Origin of the sequence: Traorella massiliensis (assembly GCF_900104665.1) — a bacterium.
GTDB classification, from domain to species: Bacteria; Bacillota_I; Bacilli_A; order Erysipelotrichales; family Erysipelotrichaceae; genus Traorella; species Traorella massiliensis.
The window spans coordinates 203,026-224,078 of record NZ_LT629969.1 but is presented as its reverse complement, the minus strand read 5'-3'; the positions used below and the strand labels follow the sequence as shown (position 1 = coordinate 224,078).

At 37.6% G+C, this 21,053-nt stretch carries 24 protein-coding genes; 12 read left to right on the top strand and 12 right to left on the bottom strand.

Features of this window, described 5'->3' with window-relative positions; all coding sequences use genetic code 11:
• Positions 1 to 89 precede the first annotated feature (89 nt).
• Both BQ5367_RS08335 and BQ5367_RS13090 read left to right on the top strand, forming a co-directional pair.
• Positions 90 to 548, top strand: a complete 459-nt coding sequence (locus BQ5367_RS08335) for a hypothetical protein (protein ID WP_071442073.1) — start codon at positions 90 to 92, stop codon at positions 546 to 548.
• 9 nt (positions 549 to 557) lie between these two features.
• Positions 558 to 680, top strand: a complete 123-nt coding sequence (locus tag BQ5367_RS13090) for a helix-turn-helix domain-containing protein (RefSeq protein ID WP_074022031.1) — start codon at positions 558 to 560, stop codon at positions 678 to 680.
• Positions 681 to 1,396: 716 nt separating this feature from the next.
• Here BQ5367_RS13090 and BQ5367_RS08330 read toward each other — a convergent pair.
• The 3 genes from BQ5367_RS08330 to BQ5367_RS08320 are packed head-to-tail and all read right to left on the bottom strand — an operon-like array spanning position 1,397 to position 3,089.
• Entirely contained in the window at positions 1,397 to 1,912 is a 516-nt protein-coding gene (locus tag BQ5367_RS08330) for a hypothetical protein (protein ID WP_015541387.1), read from the bottom strand.
• 36 nt (positions 1,913 to 1,948) lie between these two features.
• Positions 1,949 to 2,749 carry a helix-turn-helix domain-containing protein gene (locus BQ5367_RS08325; protein WP_071442072.1) on the bottom strand — a complete coding sequence of 267 codons (801 nt, stop codon included), beginning with the start codon at positions 2,747 to 2,749 and terminating at the stop codon, positions 1,949 to 1,951.
• Between the two features lie 34 nt (positions 2,750 to 2,783).
• Complete coding sequence (locus BQ5367_RS08320) at positions 2,784 to 3,089, bottom strand: hypothetical protein (RefSeq protein ID WP_071442071.1); 306 nt, start codon at positions 3,087 to 3,089, stop codon at positions 2,784 to 2,786.
• 454 nt (positions 3,090 to 3,543) lie between these two features.
• Between BQ5367_RS08320 and BQ5367_RS13080 the strand changes: the two genes are divergently transcribed.
• From BQ5367_RS13080 to BQ5367_RS08290, 6 genes are all read left to right on the top strand, one after another.
• A complete protein-coding gene (locus tag BQ5367_RS13080; protein ID WP_074022009.1) occupies positions 3,544 to 3,957 on the top strand; it encodes a cysteine-rich VLP domain-containing protein in 414 nt (137 codons plus the stop codon).
• 111 nt (positions 3,958 to 4,068) lie between these two features.
• On the top strand, positions 4,069 to 4,464 hold the full coding sequence (locus BQ5367_RS13075; protein WP_074022008.1) for a replication initiator protein A: 396 nt from the start codon (positions 4,069 to 4,071) through the stop codon (positions 4,462 to 4,464).
• 289 nt (positions 4,465 to 4,753) lie between these two features.
• Positions 4,754 to 5,590, top strand: a complete 837-nt coding sequence (gene mobV, locus BQ5367_RS08305) for a MobV family relaxase (RefSeq protein WP_456243195.1) — start codon at positions 4,754 to 4,756, stop codon at positions 5,588 to 5,590.
• 72 nt (positions 5,591 to 5,662) lie between these two features.
• Positions 5,663 to 5,857: a hypothetical protein gene (locus BQ5367_RS08300; RefSeq protein WP_071442069.1), complete on the top strand. Its 195-nt coding sequence runs from the start codon at positions 5,663 to 5,665 to the stop codon at positions 5,855 to 5,857.
• A 100-nt stretch (positions 5,858 to 5,957) separates the two neighbouring features.
• On the top strand, positions 5,958 to 7,580 hold the full coding sequence (locus BQ5367_RS08295; protein ID WP_071442068.1) for a recombinase family protein: 1,623 nt from the start codon (positions 5,958 to 5,960) through the stop codon (positions 7,578 to 7,580).
• A gap of 52 nt (positions 7,581 to 7,632) precedes the next feature.
• The gene (locus BQ5367_RS08290) at positions 7,633 to 7,977 is read left to right on the top strand and encodes a hypothetical protein (protein WP_071442067.1); all 345 of its coding nucleotides are present in this window, start codon (positions 7,633 to 7,635) and stop codon (positions 7,975 to 7,977) included.
• A 51-nt stretch (positions 7,978 to 8,028) separates the two neighbouring features.
• On the opposite strand, the gene ftsZ is transcribed toward BQ5367_RS08290, so the two are convergent.
• Both ftsZ and BQ5367_RS08280 read right to left on the bottom strand, forming a co-directional pair.
• On the bottom strand, positions 8,029 to 9,105 hold the full coding sequence (gene ftsZ, locus BQ5367_RS08285) for a cell division protein FtsZ (RefSeq protein ID WP_071442066.1): 1,077 nt from the start codon (positions 9,103 to 9,105) through the stop codon (positions 8,029 to 8,031).
• Between the two features lie 13 nt (positions 9,106 to 9,118).
• Entirely contained in the window at positions 9,119 to 10,363 is a 1,245-nt protein-coding gene (locus BQ5367_RS08280; RefSeq protein ID WP_071442065.1) for a cell division protein FtsA, read from the bottom strand.
• Positions 10,364 to 10,554: 191 nt separating this feature from the next.
• Here BQ5367_RS08280 and BQ5367_RS08275 point away from each other — a divergent pair, with 191 nt between their 5' ends.
• The 3 genes from BQ5367_RS08275 (at position 10,555) to BQ5367_RS08265 (ending at position 12,253) form a co-directional block, all read left to right on the top strand.
• A complete protein-coding gene (locus tag BQ5367_RS08275; RefSeq protein ID WP_071442064.1) occupies positions 10,555 to 11,328 on the top strand; it encodes a nucleoside phosphorylase in 774 nt (257 codons plus the stop codon).
• A gap of 84 nt (positions 11,329 to 11,412) precedes the next feature.
• Complete coding sequence (rpmB, locus tag BQ5367_RS08270; RefSeq protein WP_071442063.1) at positions 11,413 to 11,601, top strand: 50S ribosomal protein L28; 189 nt, start codon at positions 11,413 to 11,415, stop codon at positions 11,599 to 11,601.
• A 22-nt stretch (positions 11,602 to 11,623) separates the two neighbouring features.
• On the top strand, positions 11,624 to 12,253 hold the full coding sequence (locus BQ5367_RS08265; protein WP_071442869.1) for a YggS family pyridoxal phosphate-dependent enzyme: 630 nt from the start codon (positions 11,624 to 11,626) through the stop codon (positions 12,251 to 12,253).
• A gap of 519 nt (positions 12,254 to 12,772) precedes the next feature.
• Here the strand turns inward: BQ5367_RS08265 and BQ5367_RS08260 are convergent.
• From BQ5367_RS08260 to BQ5367_RS08230, 7 genes are all read right to left on the bottom strand, one after another.
• Positions 12,773 to 14,008: a pyridoxal phosphate-dependent aminotransferase gene (locus tag BQ5367_RS08260; RefSeq protein WP_071442062.1), complete on the bottom strand. Its 1,236-nt coding sequence runs from the start codon at positions 14,006 to 14,008 to the stop codon at positions 12,773 to 12,775.
• A gap of 17 nt (positions 14,009 to 14,025) precedes the next feature.
• Positions 14,026 to 14,397: a RidA family protein gene (locus BQ5367_RS08255; protein WP_071442061.1), complete on the bottom strand. Its 372-nt coding sequence runs from the start codon at positions 14,395 to 14,397 to the stop codon at positions 14,026 to 14,028.
• Between the two features lie 18 nt (positions 14,398 to 14,415).
• Positions 14,416 to 16,332, bottom strand: a complete 1,917-nt coding sequence (locus tag BQ5367_RS08250; protein ID WP_143052372.1) for a BglG family transcription antiterminator — start codon at positions 16,330 to 16,332, stop codon at positions 14,416 to 14,418.
• Between the two features lie 71 nt (positions 16,333 to 16,403).
• Entirely contained in the window at positions 16,404 to 17,567 is a 1,164-nt protein-coding gene (locus BQ5367_RS08245) for a MupG family TIM beta-alpha barrel fold protein (RefSeq protein WP_071442059.1), read from the bottom strand.
• Between the two features lie 29 nt (positions 17,568 to 17,596).
• On the bottom strand, positions 17,597 to 18,886 hold the full coding sequence (locus BQ5367_RS08240; protein ID WP_071442058.1) for a PTS sugar transporter subunit IIC: 1,290 nt from the start codon (positions 18,884 to 18,886) through the stop codon (positions 17,597 to 17,599).
• A gap of 15 nt (positions 18,887 to 18,901) precedes the next feature.
• Positions 18,902 to 19,222 carry a PTS sugar transporter subunit IIB gene (locus BQ5367_RS08235; RefSeq protein WP_071442057.1) on the bottom strand — a complete coding sequence of 107 codons (321 nt, stop codon included), beginning with the start codon at positions 19,220 to 19,222 and terminating at the stop codon, positions 18,902 to 18,904.
• 8 nt (positions 19,223 to 19,230) lie between these two features.
• Positions 19,231 to 19,542, bottom strand: coding sequence for a PTS lactose/cellobiose transporter subunit IIA (locus BQ5367_RS08230; protein ID WP_071442056.1), 312 nt, complete (start codon positions 19,540 to 19,542; stop codon positions 19,231 to 19,233).
• Positions 19,543 to 20,034: 492 nt separating this feature from the next.
• Between BQ5367_RS08230 and BQ5367_RS08225 the strand changes: the two genes are divergently transcribed.
• Complete coding sequence (locus tag BQ5367_RS08225) at positions 20,035 to 20,625, top strand: flavodoxin family protein (RefSeq protein ID WP_071442055.1); 591 nt, start codon at positions 20,035 to 20,037, stop codon at positions 20,623 to 20,625.
• The last annotated feature ends 428 nt before the right edge of the window (positions 20,626 to 21,053 follow it).

Below are 21,053 nucleotides of genomic sequence, written 5' to 3'. Positions count from 1 at the left end.
TATCCGCCATTCAATAACGATAAGAAGTGCAAATACCATGAAAAAGATATTAGAAATATGTCATAGATAATAGTTAGTGAGGAAATTTTATGAAAAAGAAATTAATGATCGTACTGATGATTTTGTCTTTATTTGGATGTAGTAAACCGAATGATGGTACCTATGAAGCCAGCGATGATGAAATAGCACTGCAAATACAATTAGATATTAAAGAAGATATAGGTTTGCTTATTGTAGATTATGAAGCAAATGAATCTAGTGGCAGTGGCGGTACATCAAATGCAGATAAATCGTTGTTGAAACATGATGAATTCATTATTTACACATTAAGCAAACAAGAATTTAAAAATCCAAGTGATGTAGAAAATATGACTATCCAATTTACGATCATCACAGAATATGTAGATCCTAATTATGAAAATATCTATCCAGAGGAATATACAAAAAAGATGAATACAATTTCTTTACATGCGAAATTTGGTGAATCTTACTATATTACGATTACCGGAGATAAGACAAATGGATATGAGGCTGTATTAGAAGAATAACTATTTAGAATAGATAAATTTATTGCGGAATGTCGTAAAAATAAAAATCTAACACAAGTAGAACTTGCCCGACAATTAGGGACCACAGATAAATCAGTTTCAAAATGGGAAAATGGGGGTTCACTTAGATAAAGATACCACATCTATCCCACGCTGACTTTTGCTCAACCGATACAGCCGGAGGGCTGGACAACAAGAAAAGGCGGTATGCGCCCCGTGGAGGGGGTAGCGTACCGCCTTTTCTTGTGGGGGTTTCCAAAGGGGGCAACGCCCCCATTTGGCACACGACTTTGCAAAGCAAAGTGTAGTGTGTTATACGCTCTGTCGGCGTTGCCGTGAAAATGCCGTTGCCGCCGGGGAGGGCAAGGGCATTTGAAGCGGCAGGAAAACAGGGCTGTGCTTGCGTGGCGTGGAGCCGCAAGCGCAGGTCTGGTTTCATCGGCAGACAGGGCGTATATGAAAGCTCCGTCCCTCGTCCTACGCTCCAACTTGTGGACAAAGTGTCCCGAAGTTGTGACCACACTCCCGGAAAAGTAGCAGGACAGCGGGCAACTGTCAAGGCTGAAATGAACGGGCTTACACCCGGCCTTGACCGCCACCCGCCGTCCCGCTGAATGGGTGAACAAGGCGACCAATCCCTCAAAGTGCTTGGCCGCTCTCTTTCTGATTTTGGAGTGTTTAAAGATGTAAAAATTAAAATGGGTGGGAAGCCATTTTAGGGCTTTCCCGCCTTGATTGCCCATCAGCAAAGACGGGCGGGACTGTCAACGGCGGCGCATGAAATGCGCCGTTCATCTTGACCGTTGACTGGCTCGGCTGGCTTTTCTATTTTCTCGATGAAAAACAATTTATTCGTACTTATTTCCATCATTGTCATAGTAAACCACATGAATGGAATACTCTTTTTCTGGGTTTTTAATTGAGATAATATCCATATCATCTGTGCTGTATCTCAATGTATCTTGCACTTGTCCATTTATTGTATAAGTGATTTCGGCATACTCTGTTTTAGCACCATTAAACCAAATTAAATCATACCATTCTCCGTTTATTGCAACGCCACCAACAATAATCTCATCACTATTTCGGTTTGTTGATGTACTAAATTTGTAATCTCCATTTCCTGTTGGTTCAAAGATGGCAAGTGTAGATTTATTATCTGCACTATATGCTCCACTCACGATATAACCGCCAAGTTCCAGTTCTTTTGCAATAGTCCATTCATTCCCCTTTGAAATTGCGGTGTTCAGTATGCTTTCTCTGCTGGTAATGGTATCTCCTTTGGGAGTTAAACTAAAGAAATATAAAAAAGCGGCAGCAACGCAAATAACAGTCGCTGAAATTATCAGTAACCATTTTTTCATAACCAATACCTCCATATAATCTGATTTATTATTCTCTTACTTCCGTCCTCGCTGCGGCTTTGGATTTTTCAGCAAGTCCGACTTCTGTGCAATCTTTTTCAGCCACTTCTTTTCTTCCTCGGACAGCTTCTTATAATTCAGTTTGAGCCGCTTGCAGATAAACATCATAGCCGCCTGCTCCGGGTCGCTGTCCGGGCTGGTGGTTTCCTCTGCGGTCTGCAAGAAATCTTCCAGCGGGTTGTCCTCCGGGACGCTGAAAAAATCGTCCTTATGGGCTTCCCGCAGGTCGAGGGCTATCTTGTTTATATCCTGCTGTATCACATAGCGGCAAAAGCTGTCGTCGTCAATATGGGCGGCGATAAGCTGCCTTAACTGCGGGTCAGTCAAGCCGGGATTGTGTTGTTTCATAATCGTGGCACTCACAGCGTCCACAATGGCGTTTGCGCTCTGCACCTGCTTTCCCGCTACGCCGTTCACATAGATTTCAAGGTCGGCCATGAGCCGGGGAAAATCCGGGTGTGTCGCCAGCTCACACAAAAGAGAATTGTCCACCAGCCCGCTTTTCAATAGTTCAATCATATCATCACTCAAATGCAGGTCTGCAAGATCGGCGTTTGGGTGATTTCTTGTTTGAGAACGGCCCAGCAGATAATCAACAGTCACTTCATAAAACTTTGCCAGTTCAATAAGGGCATAGTGGCTGATGTCCTTGAAGTTGTCCCCCTCATAACTGCCTAAAGCGGACTTGGAGAGATGGGTTTTCTCCGCAAGCTGTTCCAGCGTCAAGCCACGCTCCACACGCAGGTCTTTCAATCGTTCTTGTATGGATAACTCCATGCTCTCCCTCCTTGTTTGTTCAATAAACGGGAAATTAGTTTCCTCTGTATGTCGAATAAAAAATGACTTTCTTCCCTTTACTTTTTGCAAACGCAATTTCTTTGGAAACTTGATTTCCAATGTATCCTTGAATATCCACAACATAAATTGCATCGGAGAGTTCGATTTTACTATAATGCGCATTTTCAAGAGCAACCTGTTCCATAGGTGTAATGTCCAAATTATCTACATTATATACACATTGTAAAACATTCATATTATGTTTTGTTTCTAACAGAAATGCTATCCTTTGCATTTCTGTTTCAAATTTCATACTTCCACATATTGTAACTGTTTTCATCCTGTACCTCGTTCAATTAAGATTTGTCGTTCCGTTGTTTCCATTATACCACAATTCCGAGAGCGTGGAAATAGCCTGTTTTTTAAGCCGATTTCCTACCTCTTGGATATACGGGACGGGCGGTCATTTAGGTGTAGACTTAGGGTAGTTCATCGATGGACAGCACCTTGAAAACAGAATGACCGTCCGAAAAGGAATACCCCGGCTGGGGAAGCACCGCAAGGAGCCGGACTTCGGGACAAAATGTCCCGAAGTATGGGGAGCGTGCCAACGCCGGAACACGCCGCTATTGTCGGGGCCCCCGCAAAGCCGCATGGCTTTGTGGGGAGAGGAGGAGCAGCGGAGCGAGTGAGTTTTGCCGCTTGCGGTGAAACGAACGATACGCAGCTTGCGACGACGAGGCAGGAAACCTTTTCGGGGAAAACGGCAACGGAAAGCAAAATGGAGGGAACGCATGAAAGATAACCCCTATAAAAACTTGCCGCCGCTGGAACGCAGGCCGGACGGTTCCCTTTACCGCATGACACCGGCGCAGAGGAAACAGGCGGCCAGCCTGATACGCCGGGAGTGCTGTTGTTGTGAGGACGGCAACTGCATTGTCCTTGACGATGGGGACACCTGCACCTGCCCGCAGACAGTTTCTTTCTCGGTCTGCTGTAAGTGGTTCCGCTGGGCGGTCTTGCCGCTGGACGGAACGCTGGAAGCGGGGATTTTCCGGGATAAGGACTTGAAACGCTGTGCGGTCTGCGGCGGCGTGTTCGTCCCCAAATCCAACCGGGCAAAATACTGCCCCGGCTGTGCCGCCAGAGTTCACAGGCGGCAGAAAACAGAAAGTGAACGGAAAAGGAGGTCTGCTGTGGACAGTTAGGAGCGAAAAAAGCCTTGATTTATCAGGCTTTGCAAGCCCCAAACCGGGGCAGGTGGTATAAAGTATCGCCCGCCCCGGAAAACGGGCTTCTAACCGTCCACAAAACGCACTATGACAAATACCATCTATATCCATCAGCCGGAAAAGGCGTTCAGCTTCACCCGGCTCCCGAATTTCCTCTTTGAAGCCCCCACATTCAAGGCCCTGTCTAACGAGGCAAAGGTTCTGTACGCCTTTATCCAGCGCCGGACAGAGTTATCCCGCAAGAATGGGTGGGCGGATGACTGCGGACGGATTTTCCTGTATTACCCTATCTGTGAAGTGGTCACACTGCTCCATTGTGGGCGGCAGAAAGCGGTGAATACCCTGCGGGAACTGCAATACGCCGGACTGGTGGAGATCCAGAAGCAGGGCTGTGGAAAACCCAACCGCATTTTCCCAAAATCCTATGAAGCGGTTCCAAACACCGACTTCAAGAAATCCGGTTCTGGTACGCCGGAGGACTGAAAACCGTACCCATGAAGTACGGAAATCACTCCTGAGACGTACGAAAACCGGACGGTATATAGAAATACAAAGATAAAAAGATTGATTTATATTCTATCCATTCCAATCCTATCCGAGCTATTTTCTGCGGGATTTTCCCTGTGGAAACCCCCGGATAGGAAAGGAATGGGGAAAGGAGCAGAATGGCACAACACGCAATTTTACGGTTTGAGAAGCACAAGGGCAACCCGGCAAGGCCGCTGTAGCCCATCACGAAAGACAGAAAGAACAGTATGCCAGCAATCCCGACATTGACACAAGCCGGAGCAAATACAACTTCCATATCGTCAAGCCGGAGGGACGCTATTACCGCTTCATTCAGAGCCGGATTGAGCAGGCCGGGTGCCGAACCCGCAAGGACAGCACACGGTTTGTCGATACGCTGATAACCGCCAGCCCGGAGTTTTTTAAGGGGAAATCCCCAAAGGAGATACAGGCGTTCTTCCAAAGGGCGTCGGACTTCCTCATTGGCCGGGTAGGACGGGAAAATATCGTGTCGGCGGTGGTACACATGGACGAGAAAACGCCCCACCTGCATTTGACCTTTGTTCCGCTGACAAAGGACAACCGCCTGTGTGCAAAGGAGATTATCGGCAACCGGGCAAACCTGACGAAGTGGCAGGACGATTTTCACGCCTATATGGTGGAGAAATATCCTGACTTGGAGCGTGGGGAGAGTGCCAGCAAGACAGGCCGGAAGCATATCCCCACCCGGCTTTTCAAACAGGCTGTTTCCCTCTCCAAACAGGCCAGAGCCATTGAAGTCGCCCTTGACGGCATTAACCCGCTGAACGCCGGAAAGAAAAAAGAGGAAGCCCTCTCCATGCTGAAAAGGTGGTTCCCGCAGATGGAGAACTTCTCCGGGCAGTTGAAAAAGTACAAGGTCACGATCAATGACCTGTTGGCGGAGAATGAGAAGTTGGAAGCAAGGGCAAAGGCCAGCGAAAAAGGAAAGATGAAAGATACGATGGAACGGGCAAAGCTGAAAAGCGAACTGGACAATTTACAGCGGCTGGTTAACCGTATCCCGCCGGATATACTGGCGGAACTGAAACGGCAGCAGCGGCACACGGTAAAGGAAAGGTGATAGATATAAGCAGAAAATTTCGCCGCCCTTGTGCGGCATTGTACCTTGAAAACTGAATATGGAGGACACTGGATGGCAAAAAGCGAAAGCGATACTTTTACACCCCGGACAGGGCAGGTCATACAAGCAGAGAACGGCACGCAGTATTTTGTATGTGGGAACAACCGTATAAAATTCTCCGAACACTTCGCCGCAGGCGGGAAGCCCCTCGGTGATCTGATTGTAGATGTGGTGCGGCACACCGCAGAAAAAGCCGCTTCAACCTGATAGCCCATCATTGATAGCACGCCCACGCTTATGATATAATTGCCATAGAGCAAAAGTATTGTAAGCGTGGGTTGTTTCTTTAGAAGGAGGATTTTTAACGGTGAAACAACCTTACAATACTACGATTTACAACACGGCGCTTTATATGAGATTGAGCCGGGACGATGAACTGCAAGGAGAAAGCGGGAGTATTCAGACACAACGCATGATGCTCCGGCAATATGCCGCCGAGCATGGCCTGAATGTCATAGATGAATATATCGACGATGGATGGTCTGGAACGAACTTTGACAGGCCGGATTTTCAGAGAATGATTGATGACATTGAGGACGGGAAAATCAACTGCGTTGTTACGAAGGATTTATCCCGCTTAGGCAGAAACTACATTCTGACCGGCCAGTACACGGAAATCTACTTTCCCAGCAAAGGCGTCCGCTATATCGCTGTCAATGACAATGTGGACACCATCAACGGAGAGAATGAGCTTGCCCCATTCCTCAACATTCTGAATGAAATGCACGCCCGCCAGACCAGCAAAAAGGTAAAGGCGGCCATGCGGACACGGTTCGCAAATGGCGCACACTATGGAGCCTATGCTCCGCTTGGCTATGTCAAAGACCCAGATAAGAAAGGCCATCTTCTGATTGACCCGGAAACAAGGTGGATTATCGAAAAGATTTTTGACCTTGCCGTTCATGGCCGGGGAGCCGCCAGCATTACACGGATTTTGGTCGAAGAAAAAGTGCCTACTCCCGGCTGGCTAAATTTCCAGAGATACGGCACTTTCGCAAATATCTATGCCGGAGCGCCGGAGGAAAAAGCCTATGCGTGGACGATAGCGCAGGTAAAAAGTATTCTGAAAGAGGAAACCTATATCGGACACAGCGTCCACAATAAGCAGACCAACATTTCATTCAAAAACAAGAAGAAAGTACGCAAGCCAAAAGAGGAATGGTATCGTGTGGAGAACACCCACGAAGCGATTATTTCCGAAGAAGTGTTCCGTCAAGTACAGGAGCAGATTTGCAACAGGCGCAGACGGCAGAAGAATGGCACAACGCAGATATTTTCCGGGCTGGTAAAATGTGCGGACTGCGGTTGGTCGCTGGCCTATGGTGTGAACAGTCAGAACAAAAATCCCTATGCCCACTACCATTGTAGCAAGTACGGGCAAGGATTGCACCAGTGTTCCATGCACTATATCCGCTATGATGTGCTTTACGCCTATGTCCTTTCCCGTCTGCAATACTGGTCTGTGCTGGCACAGCAGGATGGGGACAAACTTCTGAAACGGCTACTTAACGCCAGCGACAAGGAACGCAATACTGCAAGGAAGCGGCAGACAGCCGAACTGAAAAAGGCGGAAAAGCGCAAAGCAGAAGTAGACACCCTGTTTGCAAAAATGTATGAGGACTGGTCTGCCGGACGCATTACAGAATACAATTTCAATATGCTGTCCGAAAAGTATCAGGGCGAACAGCGAGAATTGGACGCAAAAATTGAACGGCTTCACGAAGCGATGGAGGCCGCCGCCCAGACAGCGGTTGACGCTGAAAAGTGGATAGGTCTGATGAAACAGTATGTCAATCCCACAGAATTGACGGCTGAACTTCTGAATACGCTGATTGAAAAAATCCTTGTCCATGAAGCGGTCAAAAGTGAGGACGGAAGCCGGGAACAGGAGGTAGAAATCTTCTACCGCTTTATCGGCAAAATCGAATGACACATCTTGAAATACCCAACAATATCTTTAACTAAGGGAAACGGGTTATTGTTTGCCTGATGCTTCATTGTATGAGCCTTTATGTCACCTTTTAGATATTTCGATCAATGATTTATTTGCAGGACAAAAGATAGCTGATGATGATTATAGAAAGTGTGCTGATGAAAATCTATTGGCCTTGCTGAAACATCACTTATATGATTTAAGTGATAAAACTATTTCCTTTAAAGAATTTGATGATGCACTCAATCGAATTTCTGAAACGACCATATTATTAAATTCATTTAAAACTAAAGATGATGCCATTGATTATTTAGTGAAAGAAACACATCTTTCACTAGAAGAATGCACAAATGCCTATGACATTTATATAGATTTATTTAAGATAAATAATTAGAAATGAACATCTATTTAAAAACGCTGTCGTTTAACACAACAGCGTTTTTTACTATTTATTCATAAAGAATTTAGGAAAAATCTCAGGTTCACTCTTTTCAACATGACTTCCTGATGGATTTGTTTTTACCGTTTTTGGTACTTCATAGGATTCACGTGTATAAGCTGATTCAGGTGTATTCTCTGCCGCATCAAATCCTGTCGCAATGACCGTAACGATGACTGCATCTCCTAAGTTCTCATTGATAGCAATACCATAGATCGTATCGATTTCACCGCCACAAGCTTCCGCAATCACGCTACGAGCATCTTCCGCATCATAAAGTGTCGTGCTGGCACCACCTGTCAGGTTGATAATAGCATTCGTTGCCCCTGATACCTTTGTTTCCAATAATGGTGACTGAATAGCTTTTTCCGCAGCTTCCTTCGCCTTGTCTTCACCTTCGGCCATACCTACACCGATGACACAGGTTCCCTGATTGGACATGATGGCCTTAACATCCGCAAAGTCAAGGTTGACCAAGGCTGGTACTGCAATCAGGTCCGTAATCGTCTGTACACCCTGACGAAGTACATTATCAGCTGCTTCAAAAGCTTCACTGATTGGCTTTCTGCCCATGATCTCTAACAAATTGTTATTAGATACAACAATCAGAGAATCTACATATTCTTTTAATTCCGCAAGACCTTTATTGGCTTGCTGAGTTTTCTTTTTTCCTTCAAATGTGAAAGGCTTCGTAACGATACCTACCGTCAATGCACCTTCTTCTCTAGCAATCTTCGCAAATACAGGAGCTGCTCCGGTACCTGTTCCACCACCAAGTCCAGCAGTAATAAATACCATATCGCTGCCTTTGATTGCTTCACGAATTTCTTCTACACTTTCTTCGGCAGCCGCCTTACCGATATCAGGATTACCACCTGCACCTAATCCGCCTGTCAATTCTCTACCTAATACAATTTTATTAGCAACTGGTGATATGGCTAATACTTGTGCATCCGTATTACATACATAAAAATCTACACCACGCACACCTTCTTTAGCCATTCGGTTTACGGCATTACCGCCACCGCCACCAACTCCAAATACTTTGATTTTAGCTACCTGTCTGAAATCTAACTCACCCATAACTGTTCTCCTTTTATTTTTCATTCATGATGATGCTCATGAGTTTTTTTGTAAATCCGCTTTCTTCTGAATTTTTTCCTTTTACGACTTTCAGCGACTCATCAATCAAACGTTCATCCGCTACCAATAGCCAATTGTTTCGAATCACATTTATTTCTTTCCACGCATAAAACATACCCAGCGTACATGTCAAAGCACAATCACGTCCACCAATTGTCTGTGGAACATAAATCATAGCTTTCTCATCAATTTGACTGATAACCTCATCCATGCCACTGATCTCACAGCCTTCTCCACTTAAAATTACTTGACATTTTCCATTTTCCATCATCGGCTGACAAGCATTTTTCATCAGTTCCAGCCATTTCTTAGAAGCATCTTTTACTGCCTCATGTAATTGCTTCAATGAAAGGGTCCTTTCCTGATTTCCACTTGCCCATAAAAACACCGGGACATCTGGATAATCTTTTTCTTTTAAAACCGCATTTTCACTTAAAAGACGCACACAGACCTCACTTTTAAGCCCTGTCATATTCGTCAACGGTGTCAGCCATTCTCCATATCCTTCATACAATACTTCACTATTCAACAGTTTACCATGTGAAAATAAAGATAATGTCGTTGTCTGTCTTTCCAAATCAATCAAAACAATATAATTTCCAATCGCCTGTTCAAACAAGGCAGCTTCTTCACCAATCGCATATGAATCCAAACAAATATCCAGAATTTCCAGATTTGCCTTTTCAATCACATTGGCATAAGCATATAATGTATTCTTGTCACAATAAAATAAATCTAAATCTATTGAAAAAAGATCACACTCTTCATTCAGCGGCATCTTTCTTGAAGTAATACCATTTACAACATATTTGATGCCTCCGATATTCACAAGTTCAAGATTTTCATCATGACTGCTCATAATTACTTCATTGATCCCTCTTTGAATATCTGAAAGCTGAATCCTGTCACCCTTTACAGAAACATTAACTTTTCCGTTCAATTTTTTCATGTTGACACATGGAACTGCCAACAATACTCTTTCTATTTTATAGCCTAGTATTTTAGAAGCATTATCACATGCTTTCATCAAAGCATTTACAATCGTACCTTCATGAACGATTTTTTGATTCTCAACGCCATTGTGCCGTACTCTTTCTACTCTAAGGATATTTAAGTGATTTTCATGAAACTCGCCAACGACAAGTCTGACTTCATGATCTGCAATTTCAACACTTGCATGAATCTGTTTATTCGCCACAAAAATACCTCCTAACTGCTTTCCTTATTATAATAACATAATTTGAGGTACATAAAAATAGATTTTAACGTTTTTTTCAAGGAAACTTTCAAATAATTGGAAGTGTTTTCCTGAAAGTGGAAAGATTACAAAAAGGCTTTATTGACTTTAAAATAAGATATGCTAGAATAGGATAATAATGAGGTGATAACATGCTGCTAGAAGAATTTGACCCAACAAAAAAAGCCGTCATTGATCCTGAAAAAACGGTTGATAAAATCAAAGATTTCCCCCCTATTACGATTTCTGTTTTTTCAAAAACACTTTTTGAAGAAGTATTGAGTCTTCTTGAACATAAAGAAATAGCTTATAATACATCATGCAATGGTATAAATCCTATTTATGAAATTACCTATAAAGATCATAAATTTTCCTTCTATAAATCTTATGTTGGTGCTCCGATGTGTGTGGGAGATTATGAGGAAGTGCATCAGATGGGCAGTGAAGCTTTAATTCTTTTAGGAAACTGCGGTGTCTTAGATCAATCAATCGAAGATTGCGGTATTATCATTCCAACAAGTGCTTTACGTGAGGAAGGAACCAGTTATCACTATGCTCCTGCCAGCGATACGATTCAAGTAAATAAAAAGTATGTACCTGAATTTAAACAAATTTGTAAAGAGAGCGGTTATCCTTACATTGAGGGCAGATGCTGGACAACAGATGCCTTTTATCGTGAAACTAGAGATAAGGTAAATCGAAGAAAAGCACAAGGTGCTTTATGTGTTGAAATGGAGTGTGCTGCAATGCAGGCCATGTGTGATTTTAGAGGCATTGATTTTTTCCAATACTTTTATGCCGGAGATAACTTAGATCACAGCGACTGGGATCCACGTTCTTTAAGCGGACATGCGAAATTAGATGAAAAAGTCAAAATTGTCTTTCTTGCATTCGAATTAGCCTTAAAAATCGCTGAAAATCGCTAAAATTTATACTTGCAAATTAGGTTAGATAATGGTATAGTAATAAAGCAAATTATGGACAAGTAAGTCGAAAGGAGGGTTTACGTTATGTCAAGAGTTTGTGCAATTTCTGGTAAAGGCCCTTTAACAGGGAATAAACGTTCTCACTCATTGCGTGCTACTCGTCGTAAATGGAATGTGAATTTACAAAAAGTAAAAGTGGTAGTAGATGGTAAGCCTCAAAAGATGCGTATTTCTGCTCGCGCACTGAGAACATTAAAGAAACAGGGTATGTAATCCTGTTTTTTTGTTTATGGTCATGATTCAAGAAAATATTTACAGAATTAAAAATACTTTACCAGAAAATGTTCGTTTAATTGCCGTCAGCAAAACTTATCCCCGCAATTGTATCGATGAAGCCATCCAGACCGGACAGCTTGACTTTGGTGAAAACAAGGTACAGGAGCTGCTTGAAAAATATCGGCCTGATGAAGATATACGCTGGCATATGATCGGTCACTTACAGACAAATAAAGTGAAATATATCGTAGATAAGGTCGTTCTTATTCATTCTGTTGATTCGCTTCATTTATTGGAAACCATTGAAAAGGAAGCTCAAAAAAAAGATATTATCGTCAATGTCTTGTTGCAGGTAAACCTTGCTCATGAAGAAACGAAGTTTGGTTTTGATGAAGATGAATTAGAGGATGTCTTGACACATGCTTATAAGCATGTCATGATCAAAGGGCTGATGGTCATCGGTCCGAATACGGATGATGAAAAGAGAATTGAAGAAGTCTTTTGTAAGGCAGAACAGTTAAAAAATAAATATCACTTTCAAGAATTATCCATGGGTATGAGCCATGATTACAAGATTGCACTGCGTCATGGAACAACGATGGTACATATCGGAAGCGATATTTTCGGAAAACGTGATTATTCAAAATAATCGTCTATCACCTTCTATGAGATAATGGTTCTGTAAACCGTTATTTATAGAAGGTATTTTTTATGGATGAAATCGATCAAATTATTTCTTTTGTTTTGAATATTTCAAAATCTCAATTGAATTCTATCTCTACTGCTATTGAGAATGGACAATTCCTTATTTATAAATAATAGCTATAAAAGACCTTTTAAAATCCCTAAACCTCTTCTCGATCACTTCAATATTATCTTCAAAATTTCTCACTACAAATATCTTGATTGTAGGTACTCATGGAAAGAGTCACCATTCATAAAGACAAGCAAATCAATGATTTGAGTACATATCATCATTCGCGAATCGTAGTCCTTTTATACAATATAAACAGAAATCAAAAACGATATATACCATCAATAAAAAAAGGATTTACATTAAAATAATATTTATCGTGACGGTCCACACATACATAAAAAAGCTATCACATTTCGATAGCTTTTTTAACGTTATTTGGTATCATCAAATCGTGTGGCAATACTATCGGTGCTATATCTTAATATCTATCACCTGGTCTTTCTTAGATAAATTTTGCCATTTTATTAATGCATCCTTTATGCTATATAATGCATTAATTACTTTATCATTATCTTTATATACACCTAATACAATTCTTAAATGGCCCTCTCCACCTATACCATAATTTATACCATCATTTACAGAAACTTTAGCTTCTCGTATTAAATAAGAAACGATTTCGGAAGAATTTCCAATCTTAGAGACATCAATCCATCCTAAAAAACCTGATTCAGGCAAATCCATAGAAACGTTTGGAATTGAATTTATTATTTTAAAAACCTGATGCCGGCGATAATCAAAAGCTTCTTTAAATTCATTCATAAAAGAAGAATCTTTCAAAGCCGGAATGATTGCACGTTGACACATTGTATTCGTAGCACCTAATACAGAAACGGCATTTGCAAACATAGAATCCATTATAATATCACTACATACAAGATATCCTACTCTTAATCCGCTAAGTCCCATTCCTTTTGAAAAAGAAAAAACAGTGATTGTCCTCTCAAACATTCCTTCTAATGATGCCGGAGTAATAAATTCATTTTCATAGCAAAAATCCTCAAACGCTTGATCACAAACAAGTATAAGATCATGTTTAATAACAAAGTTTCTCAATATCTCCAATGACTTTTTATTAAACACTGTTGTTGTAGGGTTATTCGGATGTGTTAATAGAATCATTTTAGTCCTAGGAGTACAATACTTCTCCAATATTTCTTCATTCAGTTGATAATGTTCTTCTTTACTTAAAGGAACACTGATAGGTTTTCCTTTCATAATCGAAATGTTCAAGAAGTTATTTGGATAACTAGGAGATGGAATCAATACTTCATCACCTTGATCAATAAAAGGTAAAATTGCAAAATAAAGACCACTATCAGATCCAGGTGTGATAAGAATATTTCTACAAGGATCAACTTTTAAATGATTCTTCTCTTTTAATTTTTTTGCAATTTCATTTTTCAATTCTTGATTTCCAATAGGAGCGGTATAGTGTGGAGCAGCTGCCTGATCTATTTCCGTCATAAGCGCTTTTTTCACATGAGCAGGTAAAGAATAATCTGGCATAAATGGGTCAGCCCATCCCATCAGACGGATTCCCTTTCTTTCCATTTCTTGATATGATCCGCCTACATCTGCTTTTTCAACCTTACTAAACAATCCTCCTTGTGCATATTTAAATGCGTCTATCATTTTGTTTTTCATTTGTCCACCTTTTTATATTAAATATGTGCGATTACCTCTATTTCACATAATACTCCTTTTGGTAACTCTTTAACAGCTACACAAGATCGAGCCGGGCAATTTGTAAATGTTTCACTATAAATTTGATTGAATACAGAAAAATCTTCCATATTAGCTAAAAAACAGGTTGTTTTAATAACATTATCTGTTGTCATTTTTGCTTCTTTTAGTATTGCTTTAAGATTTTTCATGACTTGCCGAGTCTGTTCCTCTATTGTGGAAGCAATATTACTTGTATCTGGATCAATAGGTAATTGTCCTGATACAAATAAAAAATCATTTAAAAGTATTGCTTGAGAATATGGTCCAATTGCTGCTGGCGCTTTTTTTGTAGATATTTTAGTAAACATTGTATTATCCCTCTCTTTTCATAAATATTTTATAAATTCGAAATAAGAGTTTGCATTGATTAATTGAGCAGCTGTCTTTGGGTCATTGAATAATTTTCCAATATGTTCCACAAAGAAACGAAAAACATTTTTATCATCTTCAGAAATAGCAAGTAAAACAATAACAGAGATTGGATATGATCCCCATATGATTGGTTTACTTAAAACTGAAATAGAAACAGCTGTTTTTTTTGCAGAAAAGTCCGTAGCATGGGGTAATGCAAAACCATTTTTAAAGCTTGTTGATGCCGCCTGCTCTCTTTCCATAATACGCTCAAAATATGTCTCATCTACATACCCAAATTTCACCATATCATCTGTAATAACTTTAATTATTTCTTTTGGTTTTTTACTCGAAAAATAAGTATAAAATAATTCTTTTTTTACATATTTATTTTTAAACTCTTGAACCAATTTCGCATTCTTTTTTTCATCTAACTCTAACAACACCTTATGTATCATAAATTCATCTTCGCTTGTTAAAAAAACATTGATTTCAATAATAGGAATATTAATTATCTGTGTAGTTCTTAAAGGAATGGTAGTCAATACAAAGTCAATATTTTGCTTATTGATATTTACTTCATCTAAATATGCAGATACATCTACAATGTTTAGTTTTGAATTGAAAGATTTATTTATTTTTGTCATACAATTTTCAGTCGTTGCTGCCCCTAAAGGTGAAATCAACAAAACTTTATATTTATCATTTTGAATATATCTATCATAAGCAGTACCAAAATGCAAACAAAGAAGTCCAATCTCATCTTCATTTATAGAAGTATTCAAATATTTGTCTATAATTTTCTTTGATGTTACGGCCATTTCAAATAAAAGCGGAAATTTACTTTTTATATCAGATAGGTACACATTATTAATTGATTCGTTATTTTCTTTTATTCGTTTAAATAAAGATTCTAAATGTAACGAAAGACTGTTTGTAAAAAGAAAATCATCTTTGAAATCAATGCCATAATTTTCATAAATAGTATCTTTAATAGCATTAATTATTTCTAACACTGTCATATTACTATTTTGATTATTCGCTGGCCGTTCTGCTAACCTTACAGAATGTAATAAGTACGCAACTTCTTTAATCTCATAATACGAAATATTGATGCCCATCTCTTTTTTTATGGAATTGAAGTATTCAACCAGAATTGATTCCTCTAGATTTATGGGAACTTCATCTTTTTCAGAAAATTCCATTCCTTTATCATATTTGGCAAGACTAACTATTACACCTATATGTATCATGATTAAAGGTATATATTCGATTTTTATTTGATAATTTTTATTAGATAAAATTTTTAACAATTTATCTTTCAGATAAACCAAATCAAATCCTTCAAATAATTTTGCAACTGAGGTAATATTGGCAAAATTTCCTTTAGCTTCTTTTTTTATTAATTCACTTAATAATTGTTTCTTTTCTTCATCTTTACCACTTAAAACCAGACAATTATGTTTCCTTTCTATTATAAGTGAACCAAACTTGGAAATCATATTATTTAAAAGCTTAATGTCTTTTTTGATTAAATAATCACTGATATATAATTCCTCAGCAAGCTTCTGAATTCGAACTGAATTGTCTTTTGCCAATAAAAGTTTTCTGAGTATAGCATGAGCTGTTTCATCTTTAGTTGTTGGAGCAGCTGATATTTCATCATCAAGAAAGGAATTTTCACACAACTTATAACCAAATCTTTTATTTGCTATAATAATATCATCATAAACAATATTTATATTTAGTATATCATTACGAATTGTTCTATCAGTCACTTTAAAAAGCTCTGATAATTCTTTACCAGTGATATAATCTTTTCTTTGTTTTAAAATTTCTAATATGAAAAACTGTCTCTTATTTAGCATAATTATAAAATACCATTTATTCAACTTGTGTCAATCTTTATTTTTGTTTAATAAATCTCCATGGTTAAGTTGAATATTCCTTTCTTAATAATATTTTATTTTCTTACAAAAGAAAAACATTTTCCTGGATCTAGATACTCTAGAAGAAACATCTCTTCGTCAATAATATGACCCACATAATTATGATATGGTTCTGCTTTAATAGCTTTTCTCACAATATGTAGTTCACCCATATATCTAGGAATGATATTGTTGATAATAATAATATCTCCAGGACTATAATATTCTTTATTTGCTTTAATAGAAGCTATATCACTATTTGTAAATACACAACGTGACCATCTCGATCTAAATATCGTATGATTATATTCTGCCACATTATGTTTATCATAACTAAATAGAATATCCATTTCATCTTTACTGATATTTTCGTTCACTATAATTGTTAATGGTATTCTCAAAATATCTCCTTCAGGAACAAAATGAGTATTGCCCTTAAAAATGCCTTCTTTATCTGTTACCGTAACATATGATTCTTTTATCACTTTCTGAATATCTTCGAACTCTTCTTTTGAGGCATGACCATTTCCAAATATAACTGAACTGATTCCTCCCATTGCAAGCAAATGTTTAAGCTGCAAAGATGGTGGTATATCACGATGCATTTCTATAGTTGGAAGTCCATCCCTAAGAGGCCATGGCCCATGGGCATTTTCTACTGCCGACGATATAAAAATTTCAACTTCAATACCTTTTTTTTCAAAAAAATTATTTACCTTTATTACATCTTCCGGGCTCGCCCCAGTATTTCTTAATGGATAAAAATTATATGAAGCCATTATTTTTTTAGGATTACCTCCTGCTTCTAGTATTCCCTCTACAGCCTGCATTTCACTTGCATTTAATTCAATTTTTATTCCATATTTATTTTCAATCATTTCTAAATCTCGGTAATCACCAAAAACCCCATCCATTCTCAATACGTCAAATCCCATTTCTTCAAATACAGATAAATCTGAAGGCGTAGCTTCCATTTTTTGCATAAATTTTGAATTGCAGTCGCCAATCACTTCCATATGATTATTATGAGCTATTTCAGACAATTTTTTAAAATAAGAAATGATTTTACTTTTATCATCCTGTACAGAAAATAAACTTGTAAATACACGAGTAAATCCATAATTATTAGCAAGCTTTAAATAATTTTCAATTTCTTCTATTGTTTCCTGTTCTGGATATACTGATACTCCTAATTTCATTTTAACCTCCAATTTTTTTACCATTTCTACTACAAATCTACATTTTCCAGATCAATGCTATCAGCATCTGTTAAAGTGATTGTTTCTGTTTCTTCTTGGTTAAGATATGTTCTATCAAGAGCTATAAAGAAAGGTGCATATATTAAAACATCTATAATTACCAAAACTAATTGCATTAATGCGACAGATATTCCACCAGCTAAAAATCCTGAAATAATAACTGGACAAGTCCATGCAATAGAAGCACCATTAGTAAATGCAACCAATCCAATACTTGTTGCAAAATATGATAACCCAATATTAACAATTGGTACTAAAATAAAAGGAACTGCAATATAGGGATTTAACATCATTGGTAATCCATAAACTAGTGGTTCTGAAATATTAAATAGTGCTGGTATCAAGGAAATTCCGCGGACTTTTTTTGATCGTCTTGATTTTCCAAAAATAAACATTGCAATAACTAGTGCCAGCACACTGCCAGCACCACCATAACCAGCATAATGATATTCAAAAAAACTTGTCAAAATTTCCGGATTGCCTATTCCTTTAGTAAAGTAAGCTAAATTTATGGCATCATTTCGATAAAAATAAGGCATACAAATAGTTTGTACAAAAGCACTATTAATCCCAAATACCCAAAGTACCATTTTAATTAGATATAAAAACATATATCCCCATACAGAAGTCGCTACCATTCCCAATGAATTATTTAATAATATATTAATTAAATCAAATGTATTATATCCAAATGCAGAAGTTACAAGGAAAACCAATAAAAATATACAAATTACTATAGCTGAAGGAATCAAAGATATAAATGAATCAGCAACGGCCTCAGGAGTACCTTTAGGCAATGCTATCCGCCAGCCTTTATTATGTATTTTTTCATAAATATATCCTACAAATAATGCTGTAACAATTCCAATCATTATACCATTGGAACCTGTTCGATCCGTTGAAAGATCACCCATAATCAAAAAATAGCATCCCATAGCTAAAATACATAGATTGATTCTTTCAAGATTTTTAACTTTAGCATAAGCATAGGCAGTACCAACAACCATATATAGGCCAAGAAAGCTAAAGCATGCGTTTGTGCCCTGCAATAAAATATTGAATAATGATGCTTCACCAATTTGAATAGAATTTATAAAATTGGCTACAGACTCTACTGGAAAACTAATTATGATCATAAACATAGAACATATAATCAGCAATGGCATAGTTGGTGTAAATGCCTGAAATATTATTGTCATGTATTGATTTTGTGAAATTTTATTACATACATTAATTAATTTATCTAAGCTTTTTTTCATTGGTTTCTCCTCCTTTTATTTTTTATTAAATGTTTTAAGTAAATAAATAGCTTGTTTTAATACTGCTTCACCATTAACCATTCCATAATTTTCTGCAGATATTACTCCAATCGGAATTTGCTTATATTTTTCAGTAATTGTTTCACTTCTAAATCCAATCTGCGGACCTAACAATATAACATCAGGAGTATCATTTTTAATTTTTTCATCAATCTCTGTAAAAGAGAATGCTTTAACCATCACTGGTAATTTATATTTCGTAGCTGCTTCTTGCATTGACTGCGATAATAAACTTGTTGACATTCCCATATTGCAAAACAAATAAAATTTTCTCATAATCCACCTCATAATATTTCTTTACATAAAGCTATGTATTCTTCCGCTATTACGGAAATCGTTTCTACACTTGACATCTGGTCTTCAGAATGAATGAGTAATAAATTAATTTCTAAATTATCATCTTTAGAAGCACTTTTCTGTAGCATTTGAGCATGAATTCTTTGTCCTTCTAACATTCGCTGTTCACCTTTTTTCATTAGCTCATTAACATTATTATATTCTTTTTTTCTCGCTTTTCTCATAGCTTCAACAAATAAACTTTTTGCTTCTCCAACTTTAGAAATTATTTGACAGCATATCATAACTATATCTTCCATTTTATCCCTCCTTTCCTTGTCTATATAATAAAATACTTTTTTACATTTTAGAGATACCTTATTCTTAAATGATAGGAATTATAAAATTTCCTAATACTTAGGAAACTTTATAATTAAATTAAATCGTGACAATTATAAAATATGTAGGTTAAAAATAAAAGGATAAATCCCAAATGCAACCAAAATAAGAATTTAAATATCAGTAAATTATGTTCTCTCAATAAAACCACCTATATAATCTGGCTGACAAGCAGCAGACTGAACGTTTATTTTACTGATAAAGTACCTTAGAATGTATACAGAAAATAATTAACATATGAGTATGTACAAATGAAGATCATAGAAAAAATCTTCTATAAAGCGAACAAATGGCATATATTATTGGTATTGATTATCAATGTATTTCATTTTATAATATATTAGTTCCCGAGTGGAATTTAAGAATTGGTCATAATAGATGCCAGAAATCCTATATATTTTCAGAGAGGTTAGATATATGAAAAAATACTTATAATTCAGAGTAGTGGAAAAGCAAAAGGTAATACTGCACAGCTTGTAGAAAGCTTTGCCAAAGGAGCTACTGAAAAAGGTCATAAAGTTGAAGTAATCTCACTTGTAAAAAATGAGGTAAAACCTTGCTTAGGGTGTAATGCATGCCGCTATGAAAAGCCGTGCATTCAAAAAGACGCTTTTAATAGTCTAGTACCCAAAATCAAAGAGGCTGATTGTCTTGTTTTTGCGTCTCCACTTTATTTTTGGTCAATGTCTGCTAGAATAAAAGCATTTATTGAGCGATTTTATTGTATAGCCATAAAAGATGAAAACCCTCCATTTGGAAGACATGAGAAATACCCAATAAAAGATTGTGCACTTCTTATGACAGCTGCAGGTAATAATTTCTGGACATTTGAACAGGCTGTATCCTATTATCAATATGTATTTATAAATTATATTGGGTTTAAAGACAAAGGTATGCTTTTGGCTGGCGGATGTGGTCACACTGACGGAAAGCCTCAGATTGACAAAACGAAGCATTTAAACGAAGCATATGAATCTGGAAGAAATATCTATCCAGAGCAATAATTTTATAAATTTTTTATTCAAGGAAAAAGATTATAAACAATATAAAAAAACCAATATTCATCAAATAACTACTTGATTTATAGGCAAAATCTGTCAAGCTGAAACATTTACTTTAAAAAAATCAAGAAATTGAAACCACAAAGAAATATGTAATCGTTTGATACAGCTTATAGCTTATTTGATTATCTTACCAAGTCCATAAAAATATCGCATTGATCTTATCAAAAGTGATAATCTATTATCGAGAAGAGGCAATTCTCAATTGCATCAACTAATGAATTTTTATGACGATCAGAATAAAGAGCAGTTCAAAACTTACAAGGACTGTCTTTTTCTAAAATTATTCTACTGAAGAATGTCAGAATTTTTTTCAAAAACAACAAAAGGAAATCAGCAGGTTCAGGACCTGCTTTCTAATTCGCTCGACT